Here is a 25,442-nt window from a genome sequence, read left to right as displayed (position 1 = left end):
CCGCACCCGACGACTACCGGCATTGCGCTCGGGGAACTGGCAGGTCCGCTCAGCGTCAAATTCGATTTCGATAGCGATGGCCCGACGCCAAGGGATGGCGACCGGTGGTCAGCCGCAGGCGCCGGTGCAGCGGACGCTGATGCGCACGCAATTCAAGGCGCGCAATTGCTCGGGCGACAGCGCGACGGCGCCCTCCCCGGTGTGGACCACGGTGGCGCTGTTGCACTGCATCCGGCTCGGCGCAAAGGCCGTGTCCGTCTGCCAGTCCGCGTCCGCGCAGTCGCCGCCGCCGCGACCGAACCGCACGCCGACCTGGTAGGTCGCGCAGCGCAACCGCGGGTGCTCGATCTCGCCGCGCAGGCGCCACTGCCCGGTCGCGCTCAAGGCACCGCGCACGAAGCCATCCTGAAACTCCTGTTCCCGGTCCGCGGCGCTACCGGGGCGCAGCGGCCGGTCGATCTGCGCGACGATGCGGGGCGCGACTGCTGCGGCGCCGTCATCGGCGGACTGCTCCGTCGTCGCGCAGCCGGTGAGCAGGGCCGCCCCGAGGGCCGCTGCCGCGAGGGGCCATGACGCCAGGCGACGCTGTCCTGTGGATTGCATGCTTGTCACTGTTCTGTCTCCGAAGCGGTCGGGGCGTTCCGTTGTCGTGCCAAGCTCGACAACGACAATGAAGAGTTGTGGACCCTTTGCTCGCGGCGCGCGGGCTCCATCGCGCGTGCCAACGCCGTCACCCGGCCGACAATCCCGCCTCCGCCCGATGCTTAGCGGCGATGAAGGCGGCGTGCGGCACATGCAGCAGCAGCGAGATCTTGCGCACCAGGTGCTCCTCGTAGCGGTGCAGCTCGCGGTCGGCGAGTGCCACGGCCCAGAGCTGCTCGACGATGGCCTCCTTTTGCTGCGCGCTGTAGTCGGCGTTGATCAGTTGCGTAAACTGGAAATAGTCCGTGGCCTCATGGCGCTCGGACTCGGCCAGCTCGATCAGCGCCGCGGTCTCTTCGGCGCTCAGGTCGAAGTGCTCGCGGATGGCGGCCTCCACCCGCGCGCACTGCTCCGGGCGTACCTCGCCGTCCACGCGGGTCATCTCCAGCAGCAGCGCGCCGACGGCGAGCTGCAGCCGATGCGCCGCGGCGGCGTCGGAATCGCCGCCGTCCGGGGTCAGGTACTGCTGAAAGAAGCTTCGGATCTGGTTCAGCATCGCAGTCTCTCCGCGTCGGGGTTGCGGTTCAGGGGCCGGCCGGGGCAGCGCCCGCGTTGGCCTGCCCGATCCAGTCCAGCACACGCCGTTCCTGGTAGTCGTAGAAGGGGTTGTGCCGCAGCCGGAGCAGCCATTGCGCCGGCACCTTCAGCACGCCGCGCTCGCCGCGGACGGCGAGCTGGCCGAGAAAGATCTGCCCCGGCTCGTCCGGCGGATAGCGCCCGTAGAGCGGGTCATCCGGCGGAAAGGGCAGGTCCACGTGCGACAGCGAGATGGTGTCGCCGGGCCAGGTCCCGGTGAGGGGCTCGCCGCTCGTGATACCGGTGCTGAAGGGCTCCTTGCGGCTGGCGACGACGCGTCGGCTCGTATCGGACTCGTTGCCGACGAGCGTGACGGTGAAGGGCAGCGTCGCATCGGCCAGCAGCGGCTCGGTCAGCGCGGCGGTGTCGATCATGATCAGCGGCGACTTCAGCTCGGAATGGTTGATGTCGTAGAGCAAGAGCTCATGCCGGCCTGCCGCCAGGTGCCGGAGCAGGTTCTCCACCGCGGCGCGCGGCGACACGGTGGCATCGACGATGCTGAGCAGCACCAGCGTGGACGGGAAGCCATCGATGGGCGCCTGCGCGGCGAGTCGCCGCACCCGGCGGGCGGTCGCATGGGTCATGCGATGCACTTGGAGGCTCGCGTTGGCAGTGAAGGCGTTGTAGTTGAACGGATCGAACTCGGGCACGAGGCTCGTGAAGGCAAGCTGGTCCAGCCCCGGCAGGTGTGCCATCAGATCGAAGAACCGGGTCAGCGTCGCCAGCGGCGTGATGCCGATGGCCGGCGACACCAGCACCAGGCTCGCGGGCAGCGCGAGGTCCGGGGCCTCGCGGGCGTCCAGCGAGTAATCGAGCGCGAGCGCCGCCCCGGTGGAATAGCCGATGATGTGGATGGGCTTACCGGCGAGCACGCCGGCCAGGTGCCGGGCGCCCAGGCGCGTCGCCGCCGCCATGTCCTCCCAGGTCACGGTGACCAAGCCCGCCGGCGCCGTGCCATGCCCCGGCATGCGCAGCCCCAGCACCCGATAGCCCTGCCCGAACAGTGCCTCCCCCAGCGCGCGCAGGCTGTAGGGACTATCGGACATGCCGTGCAGCAGCAGCACGCCGCCGACCGGGTCAGCAGGGACCAGCTCGAAGGTGCGGTTCCAGTTCGGCTCGCGCGCTCGCGGGTCCGCGGCGCTGCCGGCACTGAAGCGGTTCAGGCGCTCGCGCGGGCCGGTGGGGGTCTTGGCGTAGACCGCTGCGTCCACTTCCGCGTAAAGGCGTTCTTCCAGCGCCAGATAGTCCTCCAGCGTCTGCACCTCGCGAGCCTGGGCGGCGGTGAATTCCTCATCGAGCGCCACCTCGTGCCAAAGCTGCAGCGGCGGCTGCGCCCGCGCCCAGAGCACGTAGGCGATGACGAGCGCGGCGACGGCGCCGAGCAGCGCGACGCCTAGGTTGCCGAGCAGCCTGCCGCCGAGGCGGATGAGTGCGGCCATAGGTGGGCTCCTGTCCTGCGGGTGATGCCCCAACGGGCGCATGCCGGGGGTTGCTGCACGCTGCGGCTGACGACCACGCGTGGCGGGCCTGAGCGTAGCGGCACAAACTCCAATGGGCAATGTCTGGTTTGCGCGTCGCTTCGGCGCATAGAATGCGCCGACATCGCGTCCGCCACCGCGGACCCGGTCGGCCCTTCCACCCAACCCACTGACGGTACCCCACCCATGCTCGTGCTGACCCGAACCTTCGCTGCTGCTGCGCTCGTCACCGTCGTCGCACTCGGCATTGCCGGCTGCGGCACCACCACCACCAGCCGTGCCGGTAGCGCCGCCGCCTTCGGTGCCGCCTCCGGTGCCGCCATGGGCTCGCTCAGCGGCAACGCCGGGCGCGGCGCGCTCATCGGCGCCGGCGCCGGTGCCCTCGGCGGCTTCCTCTACGATCAGCACCGGCGCGGCAACATCGACTGATCGGCGCGCCGTGGCAATGCCCGGTCGATCAACAGACCCGCCCGTCTCGCGGCGGGCGCTCGCCGGGCTCGGCGCCGCCCTGCTGGCCCTCGGGCTGCTCGGCTGCCAGACGTCACCGCGGCTGGCACCGGAGCAGCAGGCCGGCGGCCCGCCCGCCCCGGCCAGCCTGGCGCCGGCGCTTGCGCAGTCCATCGATGACCTGGCCCGCTCCGGTGCTCGCGGGACGGATAAGGCCGGCGCCGAGGCCCGCCATCGCGCGCTCGTGGCGGCGCATCTGCCGGCGCTGCTCACAGCCGCGACGCCACCGCACCCGGCCGCGGGCGTACAAGACGCCGACGCGCTGCAAGACCCAGCCCAGCTCGCCGGCGTGCGGCCCGTGCTGCGCCCCACCGGGGACGACACCGGCCTGCGGCGCAGCGGCGTCGGCCTGCCGGTGGTGGCCCGGCTCCCGGCAGCCGCTGATCCGAACGCGCCGCGCGCCGGCTATCACCTACCCGCGACACTGGTGGCACAGCCGCGCGCCGGCAGCGCGGCAACCGCGGCTGCCCTTGCGGACCCCGATGCCGCGGCGCAAGTGCCCACCGCCGCCGGCACCCTGCCTATTGCCATGGACCTGCGCGCGCCCATCGACGCCACCACGGCCACGGGCATCCGCCCCCTGGCCGCCATCGGCAACCTGCTGCGGCCGGGGCGCTTCCGCGGCGAGCCGCGCATTGTCTTCCTGGAGCCCTTTCAGCCGGACAAGACGCCGCTGGTGCTGGTGCATGGTCTGTTGTCGACGCCCGACATCTGGAAGCCGCTGGTGACGCAGCTCTGGGCGGACCCGCGCATCCGCGACTGCTGCCAGCTCTGGTTCTTTTACTACCCGACCGGCCAGCCGGTGCCGCTGTCCGCGCTGCAACTGCGCTATGCCCTCGACGACGCCGTCGCGCACACCGGCCTCGACCGGCCCATGATCCTCATCGGCCACAGCATGGGCGGCATCCTGTCGCGCGCCCAGGTGTCGGGCATCGGCCCGACGCGGGCGGAGACCATCGTGCCCGGCGTGTCGGACCTGGCCGAGTACAACCGCGTGCGCCGGGCGCTGATCTTCGAGCCGCGCACGGACGTAGCCCGGGCGGTGTTTCTGTTCACGCCGCACCGCGGCAGCCGGCTCGCGGCCAACGGCGCGGGGGCGCTGGTGATCCGTTTGATCCAACTGCCGGACACGCTGCTGAACGAGACGGAGCACGCGCTAAACCAGATCGCCGGCGGCGAGAGCCGCCGCCTGCCCACGAGCATTCATGGCCTGTCGCCGCGCTCGCGATTCCTGCGCGCGCTGGACGCCACCACGCCGACGGTTCCCGTACACTCCGTCCTCGGCAACCGCGGTCGCGGCGACGGCAGCAGCGGATCGGACGGCGTCGTGCCGGTGTCGAGCGCGCGTTTGGCGGCGGCCGAGTCCGAGGTCATCGTGCCCACGGGCCACGGCGGCTTCGACCACCCGAACGCAGTGGCGGAGGTCACGCGCATCGTGCTGCTGGAGGTCGAGCAGCAGCGCGCCGCGGCGGCGCCTGCGCAGCCCTAGCCCGGCAGAGCCTGAACCAAGGGCCGAGGGCCGAGGGCCGAGGGCCGAGGAGGGCTCCCTTGGCCCTCGGCCCTTCCCCCGGGCGCGCCGGCACCGACCACGAGCCGCCAACCGGCAGCATTAACCCTAAACGAGGACCCACCGGCATGCAGTCGCAGCTCGAATTCACCCCGCCTGCGCGGGCCATCATGGTCGCGGGCTCCCTCGCGCTCGTCATCGGCCTCATGAAGCTCGCAGCACCCATCCTGACACCGCTGCTCTTGGCCGTATTCATCGCCGTGATCGTGACGCCGGGGCTTGTGTGGATGCGCCGCAAAGGCGTGCCCAAGTGGGGCGCACTTGCGGTCATCGCCTTCGTGCTGCTGGACGTGGGCAGCCTGTTTGCGCTGGTCACCACCGGGGCGCTGGAGGGCTTCCGCGAAAGCTTTCCGACGTACCAAGAGCGCTTCATGCTGCTGAGCCAGGAGCTGGGCGGCTTGCTGGAGCGGGTGGGTCTCGATCATTCGCAGGAGGCCATCCCGGACCTGATGGACCCGGGTAAGGTCATGGTCCTGGTGCGGCTCATGCTGTCCAACGCGAGCGGCGTGCTCGCGATGGGTCTCTTGGTGCTGCTCGCGGTGATGTTCATCCTGCTGGAGGCGCCCGGCATGCGCGCCAAGCTGCATGCGGCCTTCAACCTGACGGCGGAGAACGAGGCGCGCATCACGCAGCTCTTCGCGCGCATCAACCGCTACATGCAGATCAAGACGCTGACCAGCGCCGGCACCGGCGCCTGCGTCTGGGTGCTGCTGTGGCTGATCGGCATCGATTTCGCCGCGCTGTGGGCCATCCTCGCCTTCCTGCTCAACTTCGTGCCCGTGGTCGGCAACGTCGTGATGATGATCCCGGCGGTGCTGATGGCGCTGGTGCAGACGGACATCCCGACGGCGCTGTTTGTTACCGTCGGCTACCTTGCCATCAACACCATCATCGGCAACGGCATCGAGCCCAAGGTCATGGGCCGCGGGCTCGGCATCTCAACGCTCGCGGTGTTCATCTCGCTGTTGTTCTGGGGCTGGCTGTTCGGCTTGGTGGGCATGTTTCTCGCCGTGCCCCTCACCGCCGCCGTCATCGCGCTGCTCGATGCGAGCCCACACACGCGGCCCCTCGCGATCCTGCTTGGGCCGGAGATCAAGGTGGACGACGAGGCACTGCCACCCGCCGCCGAGCTGCCCGCGCCGGATGCCGCAAACGCATCGGCGGCGGCGGCACTGTCCGCTGGCAAGGGCGACGGCGGGGCGGCGGACTGAGCGGGGTTCCACGAATGGACAGCCGGCTGGAAGCCGGCGCCACGAACGGGCAGCCGGCTGGAAGCCGGCTCCACGACGAATCACCGCCCCCGCGTTAGCACGAAGTACCGCCGCCCGTCCGCGGTCTCCAGAAAGTACAGCGGCCGGCTTGCGGGCAGGTCGGTGTGGGTGAGGCGCGAGAACAGATCGTCGAAAAACTCCGGCGTCTCCAGGCTGAAGTTGTGGAAGTTGCGCGTGCGGTTCACCGGCGTCACATCCACCAGCGTGAGGCGCCGGTCCGCCGGCTCCATCAGCGCCGCAAAGCTCGCCGCGACCACGGCCTGATCCGGGTTGCGCGGGTTGAGCGTGCTCTCGCCTAGGCGCCGGCTCCAGTTCACGAGCCGGCTCACCAACAGCGCCCGGTCGTTGGCCGACACGTAGACGGTCAGGTTGTCCGCGAGGGCCTCGATCTCGGCGCGAAACGCCGCATCGAACTCCTGCCGGCCCACGTCCGGCGCGGTCAGAATCACGTTCTCGATCTCGGTCTCGCTGTCCGCGAAGCCCGGCGCTGCCGCCAAGTGCTGGAAGGCGTCCGCCACTACCTGCCCGCCCAAGCTGTTGGCGATCAGCCAGAGCCGCCGCGGCGCCACCTGCTCCACCACCAGCGCCAACGCCGCCGCCAGCTCGGCACCGGATTCGCTCGCTACCCGCCGAGCGCGCTGGTAGCCCGACAGCGACGCCCCCTGATCCCCCGGCCAGTCGAACAACAGCACCGGCGAGTCGATGTCGAGCACATGGGTCAGAAACGCCGTCTTGCGCAGCGCCGACGGAAAGCTCTCGCGGTAGCCGTGCACCACCACCAGCAGCGACTGGTAGGACGACGCCAGTACCTGTTCGCGCAGCTCGCCGACGAAGGCCGGGCGCGTCAGCGGGCGCACGGCCTTGAGCTGGATCTCCTCGTTGATGAGCCAATCGCTCGCGTTCAGCAGCATGCCGACGCCGAGCGCAGGCTCCAGGGTGATGTCGAAGCTGCCGAGCTCCAGCTCACCCTGGCGCGCCGACAGAAAACGCGCATCCGCCGGGCCGTCCAGCTCCGGCCGCGGCACGCGGTTGGACGCATAGAACAGCCGGAAGGTATCGGTGCCCGCCAGCCGCGGCGCCTGCACCCGGCTGAACCGCAGCGCCTCCGCATGCTCCAGCAGCGTGCGCGTGCCGATGAAATAGAGATAGGCCCCGGCGCCGAGCAGCACCGCGACAACGCAGCCGAGCACGATGAGCAGGCGGAAGGTCGTTCGCTTCATGGGGACGGCAGCCAAGGAAACCGGCGTGGGATCATAGCGCAGCGGGTCCGGTGGGCGCCGCCGCCCTGGTCGGTGACGGCTCTGAATCAACCGACACTGTAACTGGCCCGGCCCCGAGAGCGGGCGCGAGCCGCGACACTTCGGGCGGCTTCGCTCGGAATGCTGAATGTATCGGCGTCTTTGCACAGCGACGGACCTTCCGCCCGGCGCCCGGCTTGTTAAGCTCCGCGGCCGACCCGTCACTGCCCGCGGGCAACCACAGGCCCCCCACCCTTCACGCGCTTGCACCGAGCAGACACCATGAGGTGATTCCATGACTGATCCCATGCCGGCATTGAACTCCGCGGCGCTCTGCACAGCGCTGCTGCTCGCCGCCGCGGTTGTCCCGACGAACAGCCACGCGCAAGACGCCACGCAGGCCTGCGCGGCCATCGACGACGATCAGGACAGGCTCGCCTGCTACGACCGCGCGCACGGGCGTGCGCCGGCGCTCGCGGCGACCGGCGCGCCGCTCCCGGCCCTGCCGAGCCCGTCGCCGGCGATGCGCGCACCGGCAGCGGAAAGCCCGGGCCCGGCGAGCCCCGCCGAGTCTCTCGAGACCTCTCACCTGACCCGCGCCTGGAGCTTCAACCCCGACAGCGAGCGCTATCTGATCAAGCTCTATCGCCCGAACTACCTGGCCCCGGTGCGCTGGCAGAGCCGCACCAACGATGCGCCCTTCGAGCCGCTGTTCGGCGCGCTCAACGACGGCGACGGCGAGGTGGACAAGGTCGAAGCGGCCTTCCAAATCAGCTTCAAGACCCGCGTCTGGGCCAGCAACGACCGCCGCTTCGGCGCCTGGTTTGCGTACACCCAGGAGAGCTTCTGGCAGCTCTACAACGGCGACAACTCCAGCCCCTTCCGCGACACCAACTACGAGCCGGAGCTCAAGCTCGTCTGGCAGCCCAAGCGCAGCTTCGCCGGCTTCGACTGGCAGTTGCTGAGCTTGGGTTATGCCCACCAATCCAACGGCCGCGCCGACCCGATCTCGCGCAGTTGGGACCGGCTGGTGGCCGAGATCGGCATCGAGAAGGGCGACTTCGCGCTGCTGCTGCGCCCGTGGCTGCGCATCGACGACGCGACCAGCGACACCGACAACCCAGACATCACGGACTACTACGGCTACGGCGACCTGACCGCTGTCTACAAGCGCGGCGGACACAGCTTCTCGCTCATGGGCCGCGGCAATCCGGTCGAAAAGAAGGGGGCGCTGCGCCTGACCTGGATGACGCCGCCGCTGATCGGACCGCTGCGCGGCTACGTCGTCGGCTTTACCGGCTACGGCGACACCCTGCTGGACTACAACTTCAAGCAGAACGCCGTCTCCGCCGGCCTCGCGCTGAACGATCTGCTGGATCGCTGAGCGGGGCCATAATCGGTTACGTGTACGGACACAAGCCGCAACGAGCGCCCTTCGTGCCGAGGCGCGCACGCCGGCGCGGCTGAATCATCCCCACTTCGTGCGCGTGCGCCAATTTCTCGAAGCCCACGGCAGCGCCTATCTGATCATGGATTACCACGGCAACTTTGCGATGCCGTCACCGTCGATAGCGACCGGCTTACACTCCACCCACGGCGGTGACCATGCCGTCGATCTCGCGCAGCTCCTGCTCGATGCTGCGGGACTTGGCCTGCAGGCTCGGCAGCGGATCGCGCGCGACATCGGCCGCGCGGAGCTTGCGCTTGGCGTCGCCGGCGCGGGTTTCCGCGCGCTTGAGCTCGGCAAGCCGTGCGCGCTCCGCGGCGCTCTGTTGTTTCAAGGCCAGGATCCGGGCGCGTTCGGCGGCGATGCGCCGCTGCTGCGCCGCGAGCTTCTGCTCCGCCCGTTGCAGCTCGGCGCGTACCGCGTCGCGCTCCAGCTCGACCTCCTGCCGCTCCACCGCCAGGCGCCGTTGCGCGGCCTGCTCGGCACTGAGCGTCTCGCGGCGCTCATCGATGCGCCGCTGGTAGCCGCCGCTGAGCCCGACGACGCCGCTGACGAAGCCGCCGTCGCGCGGGTCAGGGCTGGTCGCACAGCCGGCGAGGGCGACCAGCAGGGATAACGACGCAAATGCCGGCAAGAGAGCCGCGCGACGACGCCGCGGCGGGCTAAGCCGCGGCCGTTCTGCGCGCGCACAAGCGGGCTGTGCAGGATGGTTCATAGCGCAGCGCCTCCCGGCTCAGGCCACCGATATGCTGTCGGCGAGCCCATCGAGGGTTTCGATCTGTTGCTTGTAGGTTGTCAGCTCGGACTTAAGCCCTTGGGTGTCCGTGCCCGGGCTCTTGTCCCGAAAGGCGCGCTCCGCACCGGAGTACATGGCGAATTGCTCGCGCGCACCCTTCGCGGCGTCCTGCGCGATGGAACGATTCACGGCGACGCGCTTGCGCGTAGCCGCAAGGTCAGCCTCGGTGGCCTGCCCCGCGCGATAGCGCCGCTCCACGGCGGCAAGCCGGGCCCGGTCCTCGGCGATGACCTCCCGCAGGCTGGCAATGAGGGCCTCGGCGTCCCGGTTTGACTGGCGCACGTCCGCGATCATCGAATCGAGCTGATCCTCCTCCGAGGCGAAGGCCTTTTGCTTGCTGGCGATGTAGGCCCCGGCCAAGCCGCCGACGGCGCCGCCGATGGCCGTCTTGGTGAGAATGCCCTTGGTGTCGTCCCCGGCGAGCACACCCCAGAGCGCGCCGGCGCCGGCGCCGATCAGCGCGCCTTCCCAAACCGTGCGCTGAAAGGCTCGGCTCTGCCGCCGCAGGCGCTCCTCCGCAGGCGTGAGCGGAGCACTCGACTCGGCTGCCGCCGCGCCGGATTGCGCCGCGCCGCTCCCCAACGTCGGCATGCCCTGACCCAGTTGCTGAGCGAGGGCGGCCGCACCCTGTGCGGCACTGTCGAGCGCCGTGGGCGTGCTGACGCAGCCCGCCATCGTCAAGGCCAGCGAACAGGCGGGCAAGACCAGAAAGACTGGACGCGAATGATCCGATAGACGGTTCGTGGGCGGCACGCAAGAGTCCTCCAGTTTGGATCCAAAGCCCACGGCAGGCGGGGCGTTTCACTGCTGCTCGGCATCTTAGATGAAAAGCTGCAGCGTCGACGGAATTCCCAAATCGGCCCGAAGCGCAGCGCCGCAGGCGGCTCAGGGCGGGCTCACCTCATGCAGCTCACGCAGCCATAGGGCCTTGTCGGCCTGTCCCGCCGCCCGATACAGCGCCATGTGCTCGGTGAAGCGCGCCGCATAGGGCGCCAGATAGGCGTTGCGCTGGAGGCGGAATTCCTCGGCGACGACGCCGAGCGCGGTTGCCGTTTCGGCCTCGCCATAGTCGCGCGCGGTCTGGATCACCATGTCGCCGTAATAGGACAGGCCGTTGTCCAGCCCGGCGCGGATCTCATCGCGCTGTGCACGCCATTTCCCGAGCTTCTCGTCCAGCACCGCACGGGCCTCGGCGATGGCGTCCGCGCCGCCGGCGCGGCCGGCGACATCGGTCTCGAAGGAGGCGAACCGGCTCTCCGCCAGGTCCATGAGCTGCTCCACCGCGTCGGCCCGGCGTGCGTCGGTGACCACCCGTTTGCCGAGCAAGGCGCCCATCTTCAGCAGCGCGCGCAGCGAGCGCAGCCGCGCCTCGTTCAGCTCCGCCTGCCCCTTGGCCATGTCGCGCTCGATCAGCTCCAGCCGCGTGCGCAGCGCGTCGTCGTCGGTCTGCTCGGCGAGTTGGCGCAAATCCGACAGCGCCTGTGCGGCATCGCCCCCGGCCGCCATGGCCGGCGCCGGCAGGGCGGTCCACGCCGCCTTGATCGCCTCCAGGCGCTCGCTGGATACGATCACGGGCGCCGTCAACACCAGCCGAAAGCCGAGGCTGTCCATGCGCTTGGCACGCGCATCGGCGGCGACGAAATAGTTGTGCTCCTGGCGCAACGCGCTGGTCAACTGACTCGCGGGCGTGCCGAAATCGCCACCCCGGCTGACGAAGCCCCCGGCTTGCCCGTGCGGCCGTCCGCGCCGGTCCAGGTGGAAGGGCGCCAGCGTCATCTCCGCGGCGTTGCCGAGCACGTCGTGCAGTCCGAGCGGATTGGGCTTCAACAGCCCAACCGGATGCAGCTCCCCGCCCGCGGAGCCGCTGCTCTCGAACCAGGCGTAGCGTGCGAGGTCGCCCGCCGGCATCGGGAACACCGGCGCCAGGAATTCGGTCTCGTCCACCTGCATGCCGCCGCGGGCAGCGAACTCCCATTCCTCTTCTTTCGGCAGCCGCAAAAAGCCCGGCTCACTGCCCTCGGACGGCAGCGCGCGCGGGGCATTGGCCAGGAGCCATTCCGACAGGCGCCGCGAGTAATCCACGGCCTCGAACCAGCTCACCTCGGTCTTCGGCAGACGCCCGCGCATGGTCGGACGCGGGCAGTCGGACGCTCCGGCCGCCATCACCGCGGCGTATTGGTCGACGGTCGTCTCGTACTTGGCGATGTAATAGCGGCGGGTCGGTGCGTCGGCATCGCTGAAGGAGCCGGCCAACCAGCTCATGCGCCGGCCCTCTTTGTAGCCGCGCTCCGGGTCGCCCTGGCCGATCTCCACCGGTCGGTCGTCAAGGAGGCCGCCGGCCGGGATCACCACGGGGCGGAGCACCATGGCACCGCCGCAGGGCAACGGCAGGATCAGGTCGTCATCGGCCGGCGCGGGGTTGTAGAGCTTTTCGGGCCACGCGATCTGCGCAGCGCCCGATCCGGCGGCGGCGGGCTGCACGGCGGCGGCCCCGCTCGGCGCGCCGTTCGCATCTTCGGCGTGCGCCGGGCCGCAGATGGGCAGCAGCCCGGCGAGCAGAACGCAGAGCAGCAACCAGAGCAGCGCCGGAGGCGGCCCGACGCGGCCTCGAACCGCGGGCGCTTGCCCAGAACAGGACCACGCGGGCATCGGCACGGACTCACACATCGCGCAACCCCTCGGCAGGCTCGATACTCGCCACCCGCAGCCCCGCCCAAGTGGCCGCGACCACGGCCATGAGCATAGTGGCGGCAACCGCGACGGCGACATGGCCGGGCAGCAGCCGGCAAATGCGCTCGCCCGGCTCCAGGCTCTCAGCAAACCAGACGTTCAGCGCGCCCGCCACCGGCAGGTAGGCCGCCAGCGCCAGCGCCGCGCCGAGCACCGCCACCAGCAGCGCCTGCACCACCGGGAACAGCACCAGGCTCGACGTGGTGAATCCCAGCAGCCGCACGACGCTGAGGTCGCGCCGCTTGCGCTCGACATTGGCGAGCAGGTTGGCCGCCAGGGAGGCGAGAAAGCCGCTGGTGCCGAGCAGCGCCACGAGCCAGAAGACCCGGCCCAGGTTCCGATCCAGCGCCTGCATGGTCGCGATCTCGGTGACCTGCGTGCGCACCTCGATGCCCTGCTCGCGCAGGGCGGCCGCGAGACCGGCCACATCGTCGATGCCGCGGGCATAGAGCCGGAAGCGGGCATAAGGGCGCGCTGCGCCGGTCGGCGCGGCGCCCTCCCAGCCGAGTGCCGGCACCCCCACGCCGTCGCGATAGTCCTCGGTTGCCACGAGCAGCGCCGTGGCGACCAGGGCCGCATCGTCGGGCAGCGCCGCGGGCGCGGTGACCCCCACGACGGTCAAGGGCCAGATCGCCGTCTCTTCGCGCCCATTGCGGCGGCGGTCGATACGCGCGAGGACGCGGTCGCCGGGCACCGCGCCGAGACGTTGCGCGGTTGGGGCCGACAGCACCAGCTCTTCCAGCCCCTGCGGCACCGCGACCTCGCCCAGCAGCGGATCGCCGGGCCCGGTGGGGATCATCTGCAGCGCATCGACCTCCGCGCCGGAGCCTAGGTGCTTGAGCCGGCTCAGGCTCGCCGCGATGCGGCGCGTATTCGGCGCCAAGAAGGCGACGTCGTCGCGGGCGGCCGTCGCTTCAAACCAGGCGGGGTCGTACTCGGTGCTGCCGACGGCGATGATCTCGCGATAGGCCGGCGTCTGGATCAGCCGCTGGGTCAGCGTATCCACCAGCCCGAACTTGAGCCCGAACAGCACCAGCAACGGCGCCAGGATGGCCATGACCGCGAGCACGAAGCACAGCGAGATGCGCGCCTCGAACAGGAAGTCGCGGTAGGCCAGGTGCAGGATCTCGCGATTCGGATGCATGGGATGGCAGGGCTTGGGCTTGGGCTCGGTGGGGCTGGGGCCTGGTCGGCGCGGGCGCGATGGGCTGCGTGCGGCGCCGCGCGCACTCAAGTCCAGAACAGCGAGCGTGTCAGGGCGTCGCCGCGCTCGAGCCGATGCTCCAGCACCCGCACTGGCACCGTCGGCGCCCCATTCGGCTGCGCCGCCGTCGGCACCCATTCGCGGTCGTGCGTGGCAATGACGGCCGTGACGCCGGCCTCGCGCACCAGCTCCAGCATCAGGGCCAGGATGCCCCGGGCCGCGAGGGGATCCACCGAGGCCGTCGGCTCATCGGCAAGCAGCACGGTCGGGCGATGCGCGAGGGCACGCGCGATGGCCACGCGTTGGCGCTCGCCCACCGACAACTGCAACGGCGACTTGTTGAGGTGCATGGCGATGCCGAGCCGCTCGGCAAGCTGCGTCGCGGCCGGTTCCGGCGCCTTGCCGAGCAGCCGACAGCCGAGCGCGATGTTGTCGCGCACGTTCAGGAAGGGCAGCAGGCCGCCGGTTTGCAGCACATAGCCGAGGTGCTTGCCGCGCAACCGGCCGAGCGCGTCGAGCCGGCCGCTGCGCCACAGGGCCATCACATCCACCGGGCCCGGCTCGGGCCGGAAGCGAAACTCGGCCGCATCGCTCGGCCGCAAGGCCAGCGCCAGCAGGTCCAGCAGCGTGCTCTTGCCGCAGCCGCTCGGGCCGTGCACCAAGATCACCTCGCCTTGCAGGATGCGCAAGCGCGGGACGCGGAGCTCGAAGCCCTCGCCGGCGGCCTCCCGCCGCTTGACCAGATCGCGGCACTCGTAGACGGCCGGCGCCACCACGGGGCGCGCCCGCAGCGCTTGCGTCATGTCGCCGGTGGGCGTCACGGCAACGCATCCAGCGGTAAGGTCGAAACCGCCTCGCCCTTGGACGCGCGCCCGTCGAGGTCGATCCAGCGGTCGGTGTCGTCGTGGATGCGCTCGTAGAGGCGGATCTTCTCCTCGATGACGTCGAGCACCTCTTGCTGCTGCGCATAGGAGAGCCCCAGCCAGCGCGCATCGGTGAGGTTCATGATCTGGCTGGTGTACGGCAGCTCATCGAGCCACTCGCCCACCAGGCCGACGTCCGCCAGGCGCCGGACCTGCGGCGCGCTGACCCGCTCCGGGTCCCGCGCCAGGGTCGCCGCGGCGCCGCGCAACTGCGCGAAGAAGTCCTTCGCGGACATGGTGGTACGCGTGCCGGCCGCGAAGATCGCCGCGAGCGTCTCCTGGAGGTTGCTGAGCTGATTCTTGGTGATCAGCACCCGCACCTCAAGGTTGCGGATGGCGGGATCGGCGAGGTCCCGGTCGCTGACCCAGGCCTCGATCAGCCGCGGCGCCCGGCTGCCGGTCTTTTGCCCGAGATACGCAAGCTGCATGGCCCGGCCCACCAGCGCCATCTTGCGCGCCAGCGGCGTCGCGGCGGATGAGTCCTCCGACTCGCTCGGCGCGCCCGAGCGGACTTGCCGCAAATGCTCAAGCAGCGCGTCCGCCAGGCTGTCCACCTGCTCGCCGAAGGCGCCGACGCCGCCGCCCTCCACCGGGAAGTACCAGTCCTCGGCGTCGCCCCACCGGCTCAGCGTGCGGTACTGCGCCGCCGCCCGCTCGTGGGTCAAGCGGCCTTCCGGCGTCTTAAGGTGCAGCACCACAATGGCGACTTGGGCGCCGCCGGGACGCTGCGCCTGTTCCTGCGCCAACAGCCGCAGACGCTCCGCGCTGAGCCCCGTGCGCGACAGCGGATCATCGGCGTCGCGCGCCCCGGCATCGGTGATCAGCACGACGAAACGCGCGGCGTAGCCGGTCCAGTCGATGGCTTCGATGGCGTCGAGCACGCCCGCGTAGGCGTCTTCATCGAAGCCCTTGCTGGGCATAGTCGCCGCCTCGACGCGCTCGACCTTGGACAGGAACCCGGCCGGATCACGCCCGTCCGCGAGGGTCGCCGCCACGCGGCTGACATAGCCCAGGGCAGGCGCCACGTCGGTGTTGTCGCGGAAGGCCACCAACCCGAAGCTCAGCGCGTCCGCGACCTGCGAGTCCGCGAGCCGGGCGTAGATCTGCTCCACGGCGGCGCGCGTGCGATCGATGTACGGCCCCATCGAGGTAGTCGTGTCGATCACGAACACGACGCCGGCGCGGTAATCCTCCGCCGGCCCGACGGCGGCGGCACCGGGGTCCGCGTCCTGAGCCCCGCCCTCTGCGCCGTCGCGGGCGAGCAGGTCGGGCTCGCCGGCTTCCAGCGTCACGGCGGCCACTTGCAGCAGGTTCGTCTTGTGCCCGCTCTCCAGCCAGGCCTCCTCGTGACCGAGGATGGGCAGCAGGTAGAACTCCCGGTTCGGGTCGACATAGGTGTCCGGCTCCTTCGCAATCACCGGCGCATCCGCCGGCATCTGCCCGCTGCGGGCGGCGGCGACGAGCTGCTCGGCGTTCGATATCAGCGTCTCGGATTCGAGCAGCTCCAGCAGCGCGGCGCGATCGCGGAAAAAAAGCGTCGGCGGGCGATCGGCGGTGCGGGTGAAGGCGACGGTCAAGGTCTGACGCCAATCCACCACCATGTCTGCCGGCAGCCAACCGGCGACGGCATCCTCGGCGCCGGTGCCGACCTCGACCCAAGCCTGCCCTTGCACGCGCTCGCGCCCGTAGACATACAAGGGGCTCAAGGGCGGCACCTCGGCCCCGGCGGACGCGGCAACCGCGGGCTGTGCGTGCAGGACGGCACCGGGGCGCGTCAGCACGCGCTGGAACAGCGCCGTCTTGCCGGCCATGGGCAGCGCCTCGCGGGCCACGGCGGCGGCGCACCAGAGGAGCGAAGCCAGACACAGCAGGGCCAGCGCAGCGCCCGGCAGCAGGCCGGCGCGGCGTTCGGGCACTTGCTCGGGCAGTGCGCGCGCGGGCCGCGGCATCACTCGCCTCCCGCCGCCGCCAGGGCGCTCGCCGCCTCGGCCGCGCCGCTGACGCCGGCTTCGGCCGCGCGCCGATACCAATCCAGCGCCTTTGCGGCGTTGGGCCTGGAGAAGGGCGAGTCGGCGCCGGTCCAGCCGCGCGGGTCGTACATTTTCGCAATCGCCATCGCCGCCTCGCCGTGGCCGCGCAACGCCAGCTCCCGGCTGACCGCGAAGGCCGGGTCGAGCATCCCTGCCTGCTGCAGCGCCCGGGCCAGCGCCCAGGCCGGCGCCTCTGCGGGCGGCTCGCCCTCGCCGAGCTGCTGCATGAACAGCGCGAAGGCCTCATCCAGGCGACCCGCCGCCAACAGCGCCGACAGATCCGGCGCCGTCGCGTCGGGCACAACCGACGGCGCGGTAACGGGTTCCACGGCGGTCGGGGTCGATATCGGCGGGGGCTCGATCGCCGGTTCCGGCGGCTCCGGCCACCACCACCAAACGGCCGCACCGGCGGCGCCGACCGCCAGCACAAGCCCCGCGGCCCATGCGACACGCGACCCGCGGCGACTCTGCCTGCCGCGCTCGGGCGGCTTCGCGCCCGCTACCCCGGATGCCGGCCAACGCGCCAACACCTCCGCCATGGAGGCCGGCCGTTGCTCGGGATTGGGCTGGAGCATTGCGCGCAACCAACCGTGCAACGCCGCGGGCACATCATCGAGCGGCGGCACCTGGCGGCGGGCCGCGATGGCCGCTTCAAAGGTATCGCCCATCTCGAGCGGCTTGCCGCGGGCAGCCGCCGCGAGCACCAGTCCGACCGAATAGATGTCGCTGCGCTGATCGACGTTGCCGCCGAACAGACCGAACTGCTCGGGCGACGCATAGCGCAGCTTGCCGGCGAAGGACGCGCCGATGATGGTTTGCTGGCCAGGGTCGGTGAGCTTGCAGAGGCCGAAGTCGATCAGTTTGGCCGCTTCAATGCGGTTCTCCGGCAGGATCAGGTTGTCCGGCGAGATATCCCGATGCACGGCGCCCTTGCGATGGGCCTCGTCCAGCCCGAGGGCGAGACGATCGCGCAACGCCAGCACGGCCGACGGCGGCAAGGGTCCGTCGTGCATCCGCTCCGCCAGGGAGGGCCCGCTGACGTACTCCATGACCAAATAGTCCCGGCCCTCGGCATCGCGCATGAAACCGTCGTAGCTGACCACGGCGTCGTGGCGGACCCCGCGCAGCACCCTCGCCTCGCGGTAAAAGAGGTCCATGATCGCCTGATCGGCCACATTGGCGGGGCGAATCACCTTTACCGCGTGCCGGGTGCCGAGCCCGACGTGCTCGGCCTCATAGACAACCCCCATGCCGCCGCCCCCCACCAGCCGCAGCACGCGGTAGGTATTGGCCAGCAGGGTTCCCGGCGCAATCTCCCCCGTCGCCGCTACCCGGGTTGCATCCCCGCTCCACGCGGTGGCCGCATCCGCGCTCGGCGGCGCGGGGCGCCCGGCGGGCGCAAGACGGGTTGGGTCAGATGGCAACACAGGGCTCCGGTCCGGGTGATCAGCAGTGCAATAGCCCCAGCCGATGAACTGTAGCGAAGGAAGTGTAGTGAAAGGGTGGCCCGACTGCTCGGGGACTATGCGCCGCAGGGAACAGCCCCGGCAACATCGGTCTCGGGCCATCCTCGCGATCGGTAGCCGCGGCGGGCTCGCCGGGGCAGGCAGTGGTCGGCGCCGCGCCGCGTTGCGGCCGCAGCCGGCGCTGCGCGGTTCGCCGCCGCTGGCCGCCGCCGGCCCCGCCGGGTCGTGCTAACCTCACGCCTCTGCGCCCGCGTCCACCGGGGAGCCCCGCGATGCCCACGACTGCCGCTGCCGACCCGCCCCGCGCCGCATCCGCCGGCCCGGCGGACCCGGCCGAGCCCATCTCCGAGGCCGGCCGCCGCGTCTGCGAGGCGGACTACTGGGACGATTGGTACCACCGCGACGACATCCTCTACGAATGGAACGACGGCCGCCTGGAGGAGATGCCGATGTCGGACTTGGAGACGCTGTTGGCCTACCACTGGCTCCTGGACCTGCTGCGGCGCTACCTGGAGAGCCATCCGGTGGGGCAGATCGTCGCGCCGGACTTCGGCTTTCGGCTGGCAATCGCCGCCGGCGTCAAGATCCGCCGACCGGACTGCGCCGTGGTGCGCACCGACAACCCCCAGCCCATCGGCCTGCGCGATGCCGCCTATCGCGGCATCTACGACCTCTGCATCGAGGCCCTGTCGGACCGCACGCCCGCCGACGTGCGCCGCGACACGGTCACCAAGAAGGCCGAGTATGCCGCCGCCGGCGTGCCCGAGTACTACATCCTGCACCGCGACCCCGCGCAGCGCGCCTTCTACGCCCGCACCGCCGACGGGCGCTATGCGCCGATCCCGCCCCGGGACGGCGTGATCGCATCCCGGGTTCTGCCGGGCCTTCGGTTTCGCATCGGCGACCTGGACGCGCGCCCGCCGCTCGCGGCCCTGAGCGCCGATCCCCTCTACGCCGGCTTCGTGCTGCCGCAATGGCAGCAGGACCGAGACCTGGCCGCGGCCTGCCGCGCGGCCGAGCAGCGTGCCGATGCCGAGGCACAGCGCGCCGCAGCCGAAGCCCAGGCGCGAGCCGACGCCGAGCGGCAGGTCCGGGAGCTGACGCTGCGCTTGCGGGAGCTGCAAGCGCAACCCGGCCCGGACGACGCCGACGCTTGAGCGACGGCGGCGAGCGAGCAACGAAGCGGAGAACGGGGACCCTACGCTCGCCCATCACCAGCGCCGACCCTAAGGAAACCCCCGACTCGGAATCCACCGGATCGAGGATTGACATCGATCCCCGACCTACGCACTCTGAAATCGGACCTCACGCCTCTGCGCCCGCGTCTACCGGGGAGCCCCACGATGCCCACGACTGCCGCTGCCGACCCGCCCCGCGCCGCATCCGCCGGCCCGGCGGACCCGGCCGAGCCCATCTCCGAGGCCGGCCGCCGCGTCTGCGAGGCGGACTACTGGGACGATTGGTACCACCGCGACGACATCCTCTACGAATGGAACGACGGCCGCCTGGAGGAGATGCCGATGTCGGACCTGGAGACGCTGTTGGCCTACCACTGGCTCCTGGACCTGCTGCGGCGCTACCTGGAGAGCCATCCGGTGGGGCAGATCGTCGCGCCGGACTTCGGCTTTCGGCTGGCAATCGCCGCCGGCGTCAAGATCCGCCGACCGGACTGTGCCGTGGTGCGCACCGACAACCCCCAGCCCATCGGCCTGCGCGATGCCGCCTATCGCGGCATCTACGACCTCTGCATCGAGGCCCTGTCGGACCGCAAGCCCGCCGACGTGCGCCGCGACACGGTCACCAAGAAGGCCGAGTATGCCGCCGCCGGCGTGCCCGAGTACTACATCCTGCACCGCGACCCCGCGCAGCGCGCCTTCTACGCCCGCACCGCCGACGGGCGCTATGCGCCGATCCCGCCCCGGGACGGCGTGATCGCATCCCAGATTCTGCCCGGCCTTCGGTTTCGGCTCCGCGACCTGGACGCGCGCCCGCCGCTCGCGGCCCTGAGCGCCGATCCCCTCTACGCCGGCTTCGTGCTGCCGCAATGGCAGCAGGACCGAGACCGGGCCGCGGCCGAGGCACGACGTGCGGAGGCCGAGGCACGACGTGCCGAGGCCGACGCGGCAGCCCGCCACGCAGCCGAGCAGCGTGCCGAGGCCGACGCGGCAGCCCGCCGCGCGGCCGAGCAGCGTGCCGATGCCGAGACACGGCGCGCCGCAGCCGAAGCACAGGCGCGAGCCGACGCCGAGCGGCAGGTCCGAGAGCTGACGCTGCGCTTGCTGGAGCTGCAAGCGCGACCCGGCCCGGACGACGCCGGCTCCTGAGCCACCCCCTCGCCCAGCGGAGAACCCGGACAACGCCGAGCAGCGCCTGCATGGCGCCGCAGCCCACGGAGCCATCCCCCGCCCGCGCTTGCTTGGCTGGCGGCGCGGCTGCCGCCCGCCCGCAAGTCCCGCCGCAACCCGGCCGTGCGTTCCATAGGCGTCACGGCCTCTCCCCAAATCCACCGCCTACCGGTGCAATTGAGCCGAGCTGACCGGCGCTCAAGTTCCAACGGTTGGCTACACTTAAGGTGGTAAGCAGCTCGCGGTTCAGGTGGTATGCCGCTTGCTTTCACCGCGGTACGGTGGCGCGCCGTGCACTTACGGAGCCAGCAGGCCCGAGCCCCTCGGACCCGGACCCGACGCCGACCACAGAGTGCGCAGCCGACCTGGCACCGATCCGCCGACTGGCCCTGGCGGCCGTCGGTGTTGCTGCACGCACCCGGGGAGCCCCGCCGTGACCGAAGCCCATTGTCTGCCCCGCGCCCGACTGCAGGCGCTCTTCGATCGGCTCGGGGAGCGCGGCTTTCGCTGCATCGGGCCGCAGGTGCGCGACGGGGCCATCGTCTACGACGACCTCAGCGATGCCAGCGCCCTGCCCGTCGGCATCGGCACCCACCAGGCACCGGGCCGCTATCGGCTGGAGCACTATGCGCATGCGCGCTGCTTCGCCTGGTCCAACGGCCCGCAGGCGCTGAAACCCCTGCTGTTCGCGCCCGAGGAGCCGCTCTGGCAGGTGACCCGCGGGGCCGACGGCCGTGTCACCTTCGCGTCCATCGAGCGGCCGGCACAGCGCCGCGCGGTCATCGGCGTGCGCGCCTGCGACCTCGCCGCGCTCACGCTGCACGACGCGCACTTCCTGGGCGCCGCGGCAGACCCTGGCTACGCCGCCCGTCGGGCGGAGCTTTTCATCGTGGCGGTGGATTGCAGCCACCCCGCCGACACCTGCTTCTGCGCCTCCACCGGCGACGGGCCCGCCGTGACCGGCGGTGCGGACCTGACACTGACGGAGCTCGACGCCGGCTTCCTGGTCCGCGGCCTGACCGATGCCGGCCGGAGCCTGATGGACGCCCTGCCGTTGCTGCCGGCGAGCAGCGACGACCTGCGCCTGGCCAAGGCCGAGATCGAGCACGCTGCAACGAGCCAGCGCCGGCAACTGCCCGGGCGCAACCTGCGCGACGTACTGTTTGCCAACCTTGACCACCCGCGCTGGGACGATGTGGCCGAGCGCTGCCTCGCCTGCGGCAACTGCGTCGCCGTGTGCCCCACCTGCTTCTGCTACACGGAGCGCGAGGATGCCGCGCTCGACGGCAGCCACAGCACGCACCTGCGCCTGTGGGACACCTGCTACTCGGCGGAGCACAGCTACCTGCACGGCCGGCTGCTGCGCGCCAACACCCGCACCCGCTACCGCCAGTGGCTCACGCACAAGCTCGGCGGCTGGCACGATCAGTACGGGCGCTCCGGCTGCGTCGGCTGCGGGCGCTGCATCGCCTGGTGCCCGACCGGCATCGACATCACCGCGGAGGCCGCCGCGCTGTGCAAGCCGCCCGCCGCGGAGACGGACACGTGAGCGCCGCCGCCGAGCCGCGCCAGGCCGAGGTGATCGAGCGCGTGCACGAGACCCGCGACCTGTTCACGCTGCGCCTGCGGCTCACCGAGCCGGCCGCCCGCGCGGCGTACCGCTTCGCGCCCGGGCAATTCAACATGCTCTACCTGCCCGGCATCGGCGGCGTGCCGATCTCGATCGCCTCCGACCCCGACGACCCCACGACGCTCGATCACACCATCCGCGCCGTCGGCCGCGTCACCCGCGTGCTGGCCGGCCTCGGCCACGGCGACCGGCTCGGCCTGCGCGGCCCCTACGGTCGCGGCTGGCCGCTGGCGGCGGCCGAAGGACACGACCTCGTGGTCCTGACCGGCGGGCTCGGCTGCGCGCCGGTAGTGGCGGCCATCGACTACGCCGTCGCGCGGCGCGAGCGCTTCGGGCGGCTCGCGATTCTGCAGGGCGTGAAGCACGCGGCGGACCTCCTCTGGCGGCCCCGCTACGACGCCTGGGCCGCGCTGCCGGACACCGAGGTCCGCCTCGCCGCCGACGAGCCGGACCGCCACTGGCCGGATCACGTCGGCTTGGTGACGGACCTGCTGGGCGAGGTCCGCTTCGACCCCGGCGCCACCTTTGCCCTGCTGTGCGGGCCGGAACCGATGATGCTCGCCGGCGCCCGGCGGCTCATCGCCCTGGGCGTGCCGGACACGCACATCTGGCTCAGCCTGGAGCGCGGCTTCCAGTGCGGCGTCGGCCACTGCGGGCACTGCCAGCTCGGGCCCTGGTTCGTTTGTCGCGACGGGCCGGTGTTTCGGTTCGCGGATATCCGCTGGCTGCTCGGCACCCCGGGCTTCTGAGGCACCGCCATGACCACGCCCCCGAAACCGCCCTTCGCTGATCCGGCGCCGCACCAGCGGCGGCCGCGGCTCGCCGTGCACAAGTTCTCCTCGTGCGATGGCTGCCAGCTCGCGCTGTTGAATGCCGGCGAGGGGCTGCTCGCGGTGGCGGCGCACTTCGACATCGTCCACTTCGCCGAGGCCGGCGTTGTGGACGAAGCCGCCGAGGCCGACATCGCGCTGGTGGAGGGCAGCATCTCAACGCCGGACGAGCGCGAGCGCATCCGCGCCGTGCGCGAGCACAGCCGTTGGGTCATCCCCATCGGCGCCTGCGCCACGGCGGGCGGCCCGCAGGCGCATCGCAACCTGGCCCACGCGGAATCTTGGCTCGCGTCGGCCTATCCGCAGCCCGAGCACGTAACGGCCCTGCCCACGGCCACCGCCATCAGCGCCCACGTGCCGGTGGAGCTGGAGCTGCCCGGCTGCCCGGTGAGCACCGCACAGGTGCTGACGGCGCTCACCAGCCTGCTCGCCGGCGCGAGCCCGCGGCCGGAGCAGGACAAGGTGTGTCTGGAGTGCAAGCGCCGCGGGCAGGTCTGCGTGCTGGTCGCCAAGGGCGCACCCTGCCTCGGGCCGGTGACGGTGACCGGCTGCGGCGCGCTCTGCCCGGGGCTCGGGCGAGACTGCTACGGCTGCTACGGCCCGGCGGAGAATCCGGAGGTGGCAACGCTGGCGCGGCGCTTCCGGGACTTGGGGCTGGACGCCGACGCCGTGGCGCGCCGCTTCGCATACCAGAATATCGGCGCCGCGCCGTTCACGCAGGCGGTGCGCGACTGGCGCCGGCCCGCGGTCGGCCATGGAGACGGCGATGACTGAGCGGCGCATCGAGGTCCCCGTGCTCGCCCGCGTCGAGGGCGAGGGCGCGCTCGACGTCACCATCCGCGACGGGCGCATCGCGGACCTGAAACTGCGCATCTTCGAGCCGCCGCGGCTCTTCGAGCAGTTGCTGGTCGGCCATCACTACAGCGAGATCCCGGACCTGGTGGCGCGCATCTGCGGCATCTGCCCGGTGGCCTACCAGATGAGCGGCCTACATGCCGTGGAGCGGCTCTTTGCGCCGGACCCGGACGCCTGGCCCCTGCCTTGGGTGCATCGCATGCGCCGGCTCTTCTACTGCGGCGAGTGGATACAGAGCCATGCGCTGCACATCCATTTGCTCGCGGCGCCGGACTTCCTGGGCTTTGCGAGCGCACCGGCCATGGCCGTGCAGTACGGCGCCGAGGTGCGCCGCGGGCTCGCGCTGCAGGGGCTCGGCAACCGCATCATCGCGCTGTTCGGCGCCCGCTCTGTGCATCCCGTGGGGGCGCGGCTCGGCGGCTTCTGGCGTGCACCGGCCCGCCGCGACGCCGACCGGCTCGCCGCCGAGGCCGAGCGCGCCATCCCGCAGGCCGAGGCGCTGGTGCGCTGGACCGCGGGTCTGCCGCTGCCCGCGGCGCCGCAGGCCTTCAACTGCGTGTCGCTCCGCCACCCCGTGGAGTACCCGATGATGGGCGAGCGCATCGTCAGCGAGTCCGGACTCGACATCGCCGTCGATGACTTCGAGGCCCAAGTCACTGAGCATCAGGTGCCCCACTCCACCGCACTGCACGGACTCCTGGCAGGCGAGCCCTATCTCCTCGGGCCGCTCGCGCGCGTGAATCTCAACCACGACCGGCTGCACCCGCGCGTGACGGCGCTGCTCGGCGACATCGGCGTCGAGCTGCCGAGCCACGACATGTTCCAGAGCGTCGTCGCGCGGGCCGTGGAGATCCTCCAGGCCGTCATCGAGGCCGCCGAGATCCTGTCCGAGTACGCGCCGGAAGAGCCCGCCTACGCCGAGATCGCGCCCCGCGCCGGCATCGCCCGCGGCGCGAGCGAGGCCCCGCGCGGGCTGCTTTGGCACCGCTACGACCTCGACGACGCCGGGCTGATCACGCACGCCCGCATCGTGCCACCGACCAGCCAGAACCAGGCCCGCATCGAGGCTGACCTCGCCGCCACCCTCACCGCCGTCGGCCTCGACGCGGACGACGCGACGCTGCGGCAGACCGGCGAGATGGTGATCCGCAACTACGACCCTTGTATCTCATGCGCCACCCACTTTTTGCGTTTGACCCTGCACCGGTGACCATCATCGGCATCGGCTCGCCGTTCGGCGACGACCGCGTCGGCTGGTCCGTCGCCGATGCCCTTGCCGAGCGCCTGTCCGCCAGCAAGGCACGCGTGCTGAAGCTCGACCGCCCCGGCACCGCGCTGCTCGATGAGATCGCCGGCCGCCACCGCGCCGTGCTGGTGGACGCCGCCGCCACCGGGGCCGCCGCCGGCACGCTGCACTGCATCGCACTGGAAGACCTGCCGGCGACGTCCGCCGGCTCCAGCCACGGCCTCGGGCTCGCGGAGGCCTTGCAACTCGCCCGAAGCTTGGGCGTGCTGCCGGCGGAGCTTTGCCTCTACCTCGTCAGCATCGACCCCGACAACGCCAGGCTCCCCGGCGCCGACCTCACGCCCGCCGTCGCCGCCGCCGTCGAGCCACTGGCCGCCGCCATCTGCAAGCGGCTTGTGGCCTGCGCGGCGTGACGTGTTCGACAGCAAAATCGCACTTCATCGCCGTAGATGGTCTGACCCTCTCGAACCTGGTATGCCCATTCCCCCTCAACGGCTACGGCTCAGCATTGCGGCCATGCGGTCCAGCTCCATTTGTGGCTCTGGCTCTGCGCTGGTAAACCCAGGCGACGTAACCGCTCGAGAGACATTTCAGAACCGTG

The 25,442-nt window shown here is 71.2% G+C and carries 22 protein-coding genes; 11 read left to right on the top strand and 11 right to left on the bottom strand.

Features of this window, described 5'->3' with window-relative positions:
• Positions 1-108 precede the first annotated feature (108 nt).
• The 3 genes from ML01_RS12015 to ML01_RS12005 form a co-directional block, all read right to left on the bottom strand.
• The gene (locus tag ML01_RS12015; protein ID WP_058555646.1) at positions 109-603 is read right to left on the bottom strand and encodes a hypothetical protein; all 495 of its coding nucleotides are present in this window, start codon (positions 601-603) and stop codon (positions 109-111) included.
• Positions 604-730: 127 nt separating this feature from the next.
• Positions 731-1,198 (bottom strand): TerB family tellurite resistance protein, encoded by a 468-nt coding sequence (locus tag ML01_RS12010; protein ID WP_058555645.1) that lies wholly within the window; start codon positions 1,196-1,198, stop codon positions 731-733.
• 28 nt (positions 1,199-1,226) lie between these two features.
• The gene (locus ML01_RS12005) at positions 1,227-2,717 is read right to left on the bottom strand and encodes a carboxylesterase (RefSeq protein ID WP_058555644.1); all 1,491 of its coding nucleotides are present in this window, start codon (positions 2,715-2,717) and stop codon (positions 1,227-1,229) included.
• A gap of 225 nt (positions 2,718-2,942) precedes the next feature.
• Here ML01_RS12005 and ML01_RS12000 point away from each other — a divergent pair, with 225 nt between their 5' ends.
• The 3 genes from ML01_RS12000 to ML01_RS11990 all read left to right on the top strand — a co-directional run bounded on the left by ML01_RS12000 (position 2,943) and on the right by ML01_RS11990 (position 6,041).
• Positions 2,943-3,185, top strand: a complete 243-nt coding sequence (locus ML01_RS12000) for a glycine zipper family protein (RefSeq protein WP_058555643.1) — start codon at positions 2,943-2,945, stop codon at positions 3,183-3,185.
• Between the two features lie 16 nt (positions 3,186-3,201).
• Positions 3,202-4,752, top strand: coding sequence for a triacylglycerol lipase (locus ML01_RS11995; protein ID WP_058555642.1), 1,551 nt, complete (start codon positions 3,202-3,204; stop codon positions 4,750-4,752).
• 146 nt (positions 4,753-4,898) lie between these two features.
• Positions 4,899-6,041, top strand: coding sequence for an AI-2E family transporter (locus ML01_RS11990; protein WP_058555641.1), 1,143 nt, complete (start codon positions 4,899-4,901; stop codon positions 6,039-6,041).
• A gap of 80 nt (positions 6,042-6,121) precedes the next feature.
• Here ML01_RS11990 and ML01_RS11985 read toward each other — a convergent pair whose 3' ends face one another.
• Complete coding sequence (locus tag ML01_RS11985) at positions 6,122-7,321, bottom strand: alpha/beta hydrolase (RefSeq protein WP_058555640.1); 1,200 nt, start codon at positions 7,319-7,321, stop codon at positions 6,122-6,124.
• Positions 7,322-7,634: 313 nt separating this feature from the next.
• Between ML01_RS11985 and ML01_RS11980 the strand changes: the two genes are divergently transcribed.
• Positions 7,635-8,723: a phospholipase A gene (locus ML01_RS11980; protein WP_058555639.1), complete on the top strand. Its 1,089-nt coding sequence runs from the start codon at positions 7,635-7,637 to the stop codon at positions 8,721-8,723.
• Positions 8,724-8,919: 196 nt separating this feature from the next.
• Here ML01_RS11980 and ML01_RS11975 read toward each other — a convergent pair whose 3' ends face one another.
• The 7 genes from ML01_RS11975 to ML01_RS11945 all read right to left on the bottom strand — a co-directional run bounded on the left by ML01_RS11975 (position 8,920) and on the right by ML01_RS11945 (position 17,893).
• On the bottom strand, positions 8,920-9,420 hold the full coding sequence (locus tag ML01_RS11975) for a hypothetical protein (protein ID WP_058555638.1): 501 nt from the start codon (positions 9,418-9,420) through the stop codon (positions 8,920-8,922).
• Positions 9,421-9,519: 99 nt separating this feature from the next.
• A complete protein-coding gene (locus ML01_RS11970; protein WP_156427682.1) occupies positions 9,520-10,257 on the bottom strand; it encodes a hypothetical protein in 738 nt (245 codons plus the stop codon).
• A gap of 210 nt (positions 10,258-10,467) precedes the next feature.
• Positions 10,468-12,156: an SUMF1/EgtB/PvdO family nonheme iron enzyme gene (locus tag ML01_RS11965; RefSeq protein ID WP_058555636.1), complete on the bottom strand. Its 1,689-nt coding sequence runs from the start codon at positions 12,154-12,156 to the stop codon at positions 10,468-10,470.
• Between the two features lie 85 nt (positions 12,157-12,241).
• Positions 12,242-13,456 carry an FtsX-like permease family protein gene (locus ML01_RS11960; protein WP_058555635.1) on the bottom strand — a complete coding sequence of 405 codons (1,215 nt, stop codon included), beginning with the start codon at positions 13,454-13,456 and terminating at the stop codon, positions 12,242-12,244.
• 86 nt (positions 13,457-13,542) lie between these two features.
• Entirely contained in the window at positions 13,543-14,337 is a 795-nt protein-coding gene (locus ML01_RS11955; RefSeq protein WP_254045230.1) for an ABC transporter ATP-binding protein, read from the bottom strand.
• Positions 14,334-16,388, bottom strand: a complete 2,055-nt coding sequence (locus ML01_RS11950; protein ID WP_058555634.1) for a vWA domain-containing protein — start codon at positions 16,386-16,388, stop codon at positions 14,334-14,336. Before ML01_RS11950 ends, ML01_RS11955 begins: the two co-directional genes overlap by 4 nt.
• Positions 16,388-17,893 carry a serine/threonine-protein kinase gene (locus tag ML01_RS11945; RefSeq protein WP_162268008.1) on the bottom strand — a complete coding sequence of 502 codons (1,506 nt, stop codon included), beginning with the start codon at positions 17,891-17,893 and terminating at the stop codon, positions 16,388-16,390. The genes ML01_RS11950 and ML01_RS11945 overlap by 1 nt, the downstream gene beginning before the upstream one ends.
• A 314-nt stretch (positions 17,894-18,207) precedes the next feature.
• Between ML01_RS11945 and ML01_RS11940 the strand changes: the two genes are divergently transcribed.
• The 7 genes from ML01_RS11940 (at position 18,208) to ML01_RS11910 (ending at position 25,254) form a co-directional block, all read left to right on the top strand.
• Entirely contained in the window at positions 18,208-19,092 is an 885-nt protein-coding gene (locus ML01_RS11940) for a Uma2 family endonuclease (protein ID WP_058555632.1), read from the top strand.
• A 186-nt stretch (positions 19,093-19,278) separates the two neighbouring features.
• Positions 19,279-20,259: a Uma2 family endonuclease gene (locus ML01_RS11935; protein ID WP_058555631.1), complete on the top strand. Its 981-nt coding sequence runs from the start codon at positions 19,279-19,281 to the stop codon at positions 20,257-20,259.
• Positions 20,260-20,713: 454 nt separating this feature from the next.
• Positions 20,714-21,829, top strand: a complete 1,116-nt coding sequence (locus ML01_RS11930; RefSeq protein ID WP_058555630.1) for a 4Fe-4S dicluster domain-containing protein — start codon at positions 20,714-20,716, stop codon at positions 21,827-21,829.
• A complete protein-coding gene (locus ML01_RS11925; RefSeq protein WP_058555629.1) occupies positions 21,826-22,659 on the top strand; it encodes an FAD/NAD(P)-binding protein in 834 nt (277 codons plus the stop codon). The genes ML01_RS11930 and ML01_RS11925 overlap by 4 nt, the downstream gene beginning before the upstream one ends.
• Positions 22,660-22,668: 9 nt before the next feature.
• Positions 22,669-23,514: a sulfhydrogenase subunit delta gene (locus ML01_RS11920; protein WP_058555628.1), complete on the top strand. Its 846-nt coding sequence runs from the start codon at positions 22,669-22,671 to the stop codon at positions 23,512-23,514.
• Positions 23,507-24,805, top strand: a complete 1,299-nt coding sequence (locus ML01_RS11915) for a Ni/Fe hydrogenase subunit alpha (protein WP_058555627.1) — start codon at positions 23,507-23,509, stop codon at positions 24,803-24,805. Before ML01_RS11920 ends, ML01_RS11915 begins: the two co-directional genes overlap by 8 nt.
• Entirely contained in the window at positions 24,802-25,254 is a 453-nt protein-coding gene (locus ML01_RS11910; protein ID WP_058555626.1) for a hydrogenase maturation protease, read from the top strand. Before ML01_RS11915 ends, ML01_RS11910 begins: the two co-directional genes overlap by 4 nt.
• Positions 25,255-25,442: the final 188 nt, after the last annotated feature.

The sequence above is a fragment of the Thiohalocapsa sp. ML1 genome (assembly GCF_001469165.1).
Classification (GTDB): Bacteria; Pseudomonadota; Gammaproteobacteria; order Chromatiales; family Chromatiaceae; genus Thiohalocapsa.
Note: the sequence above shows the minus strand (reverse complement) of the source record. Positions and strands in the feature narration are given on the sequence as shown.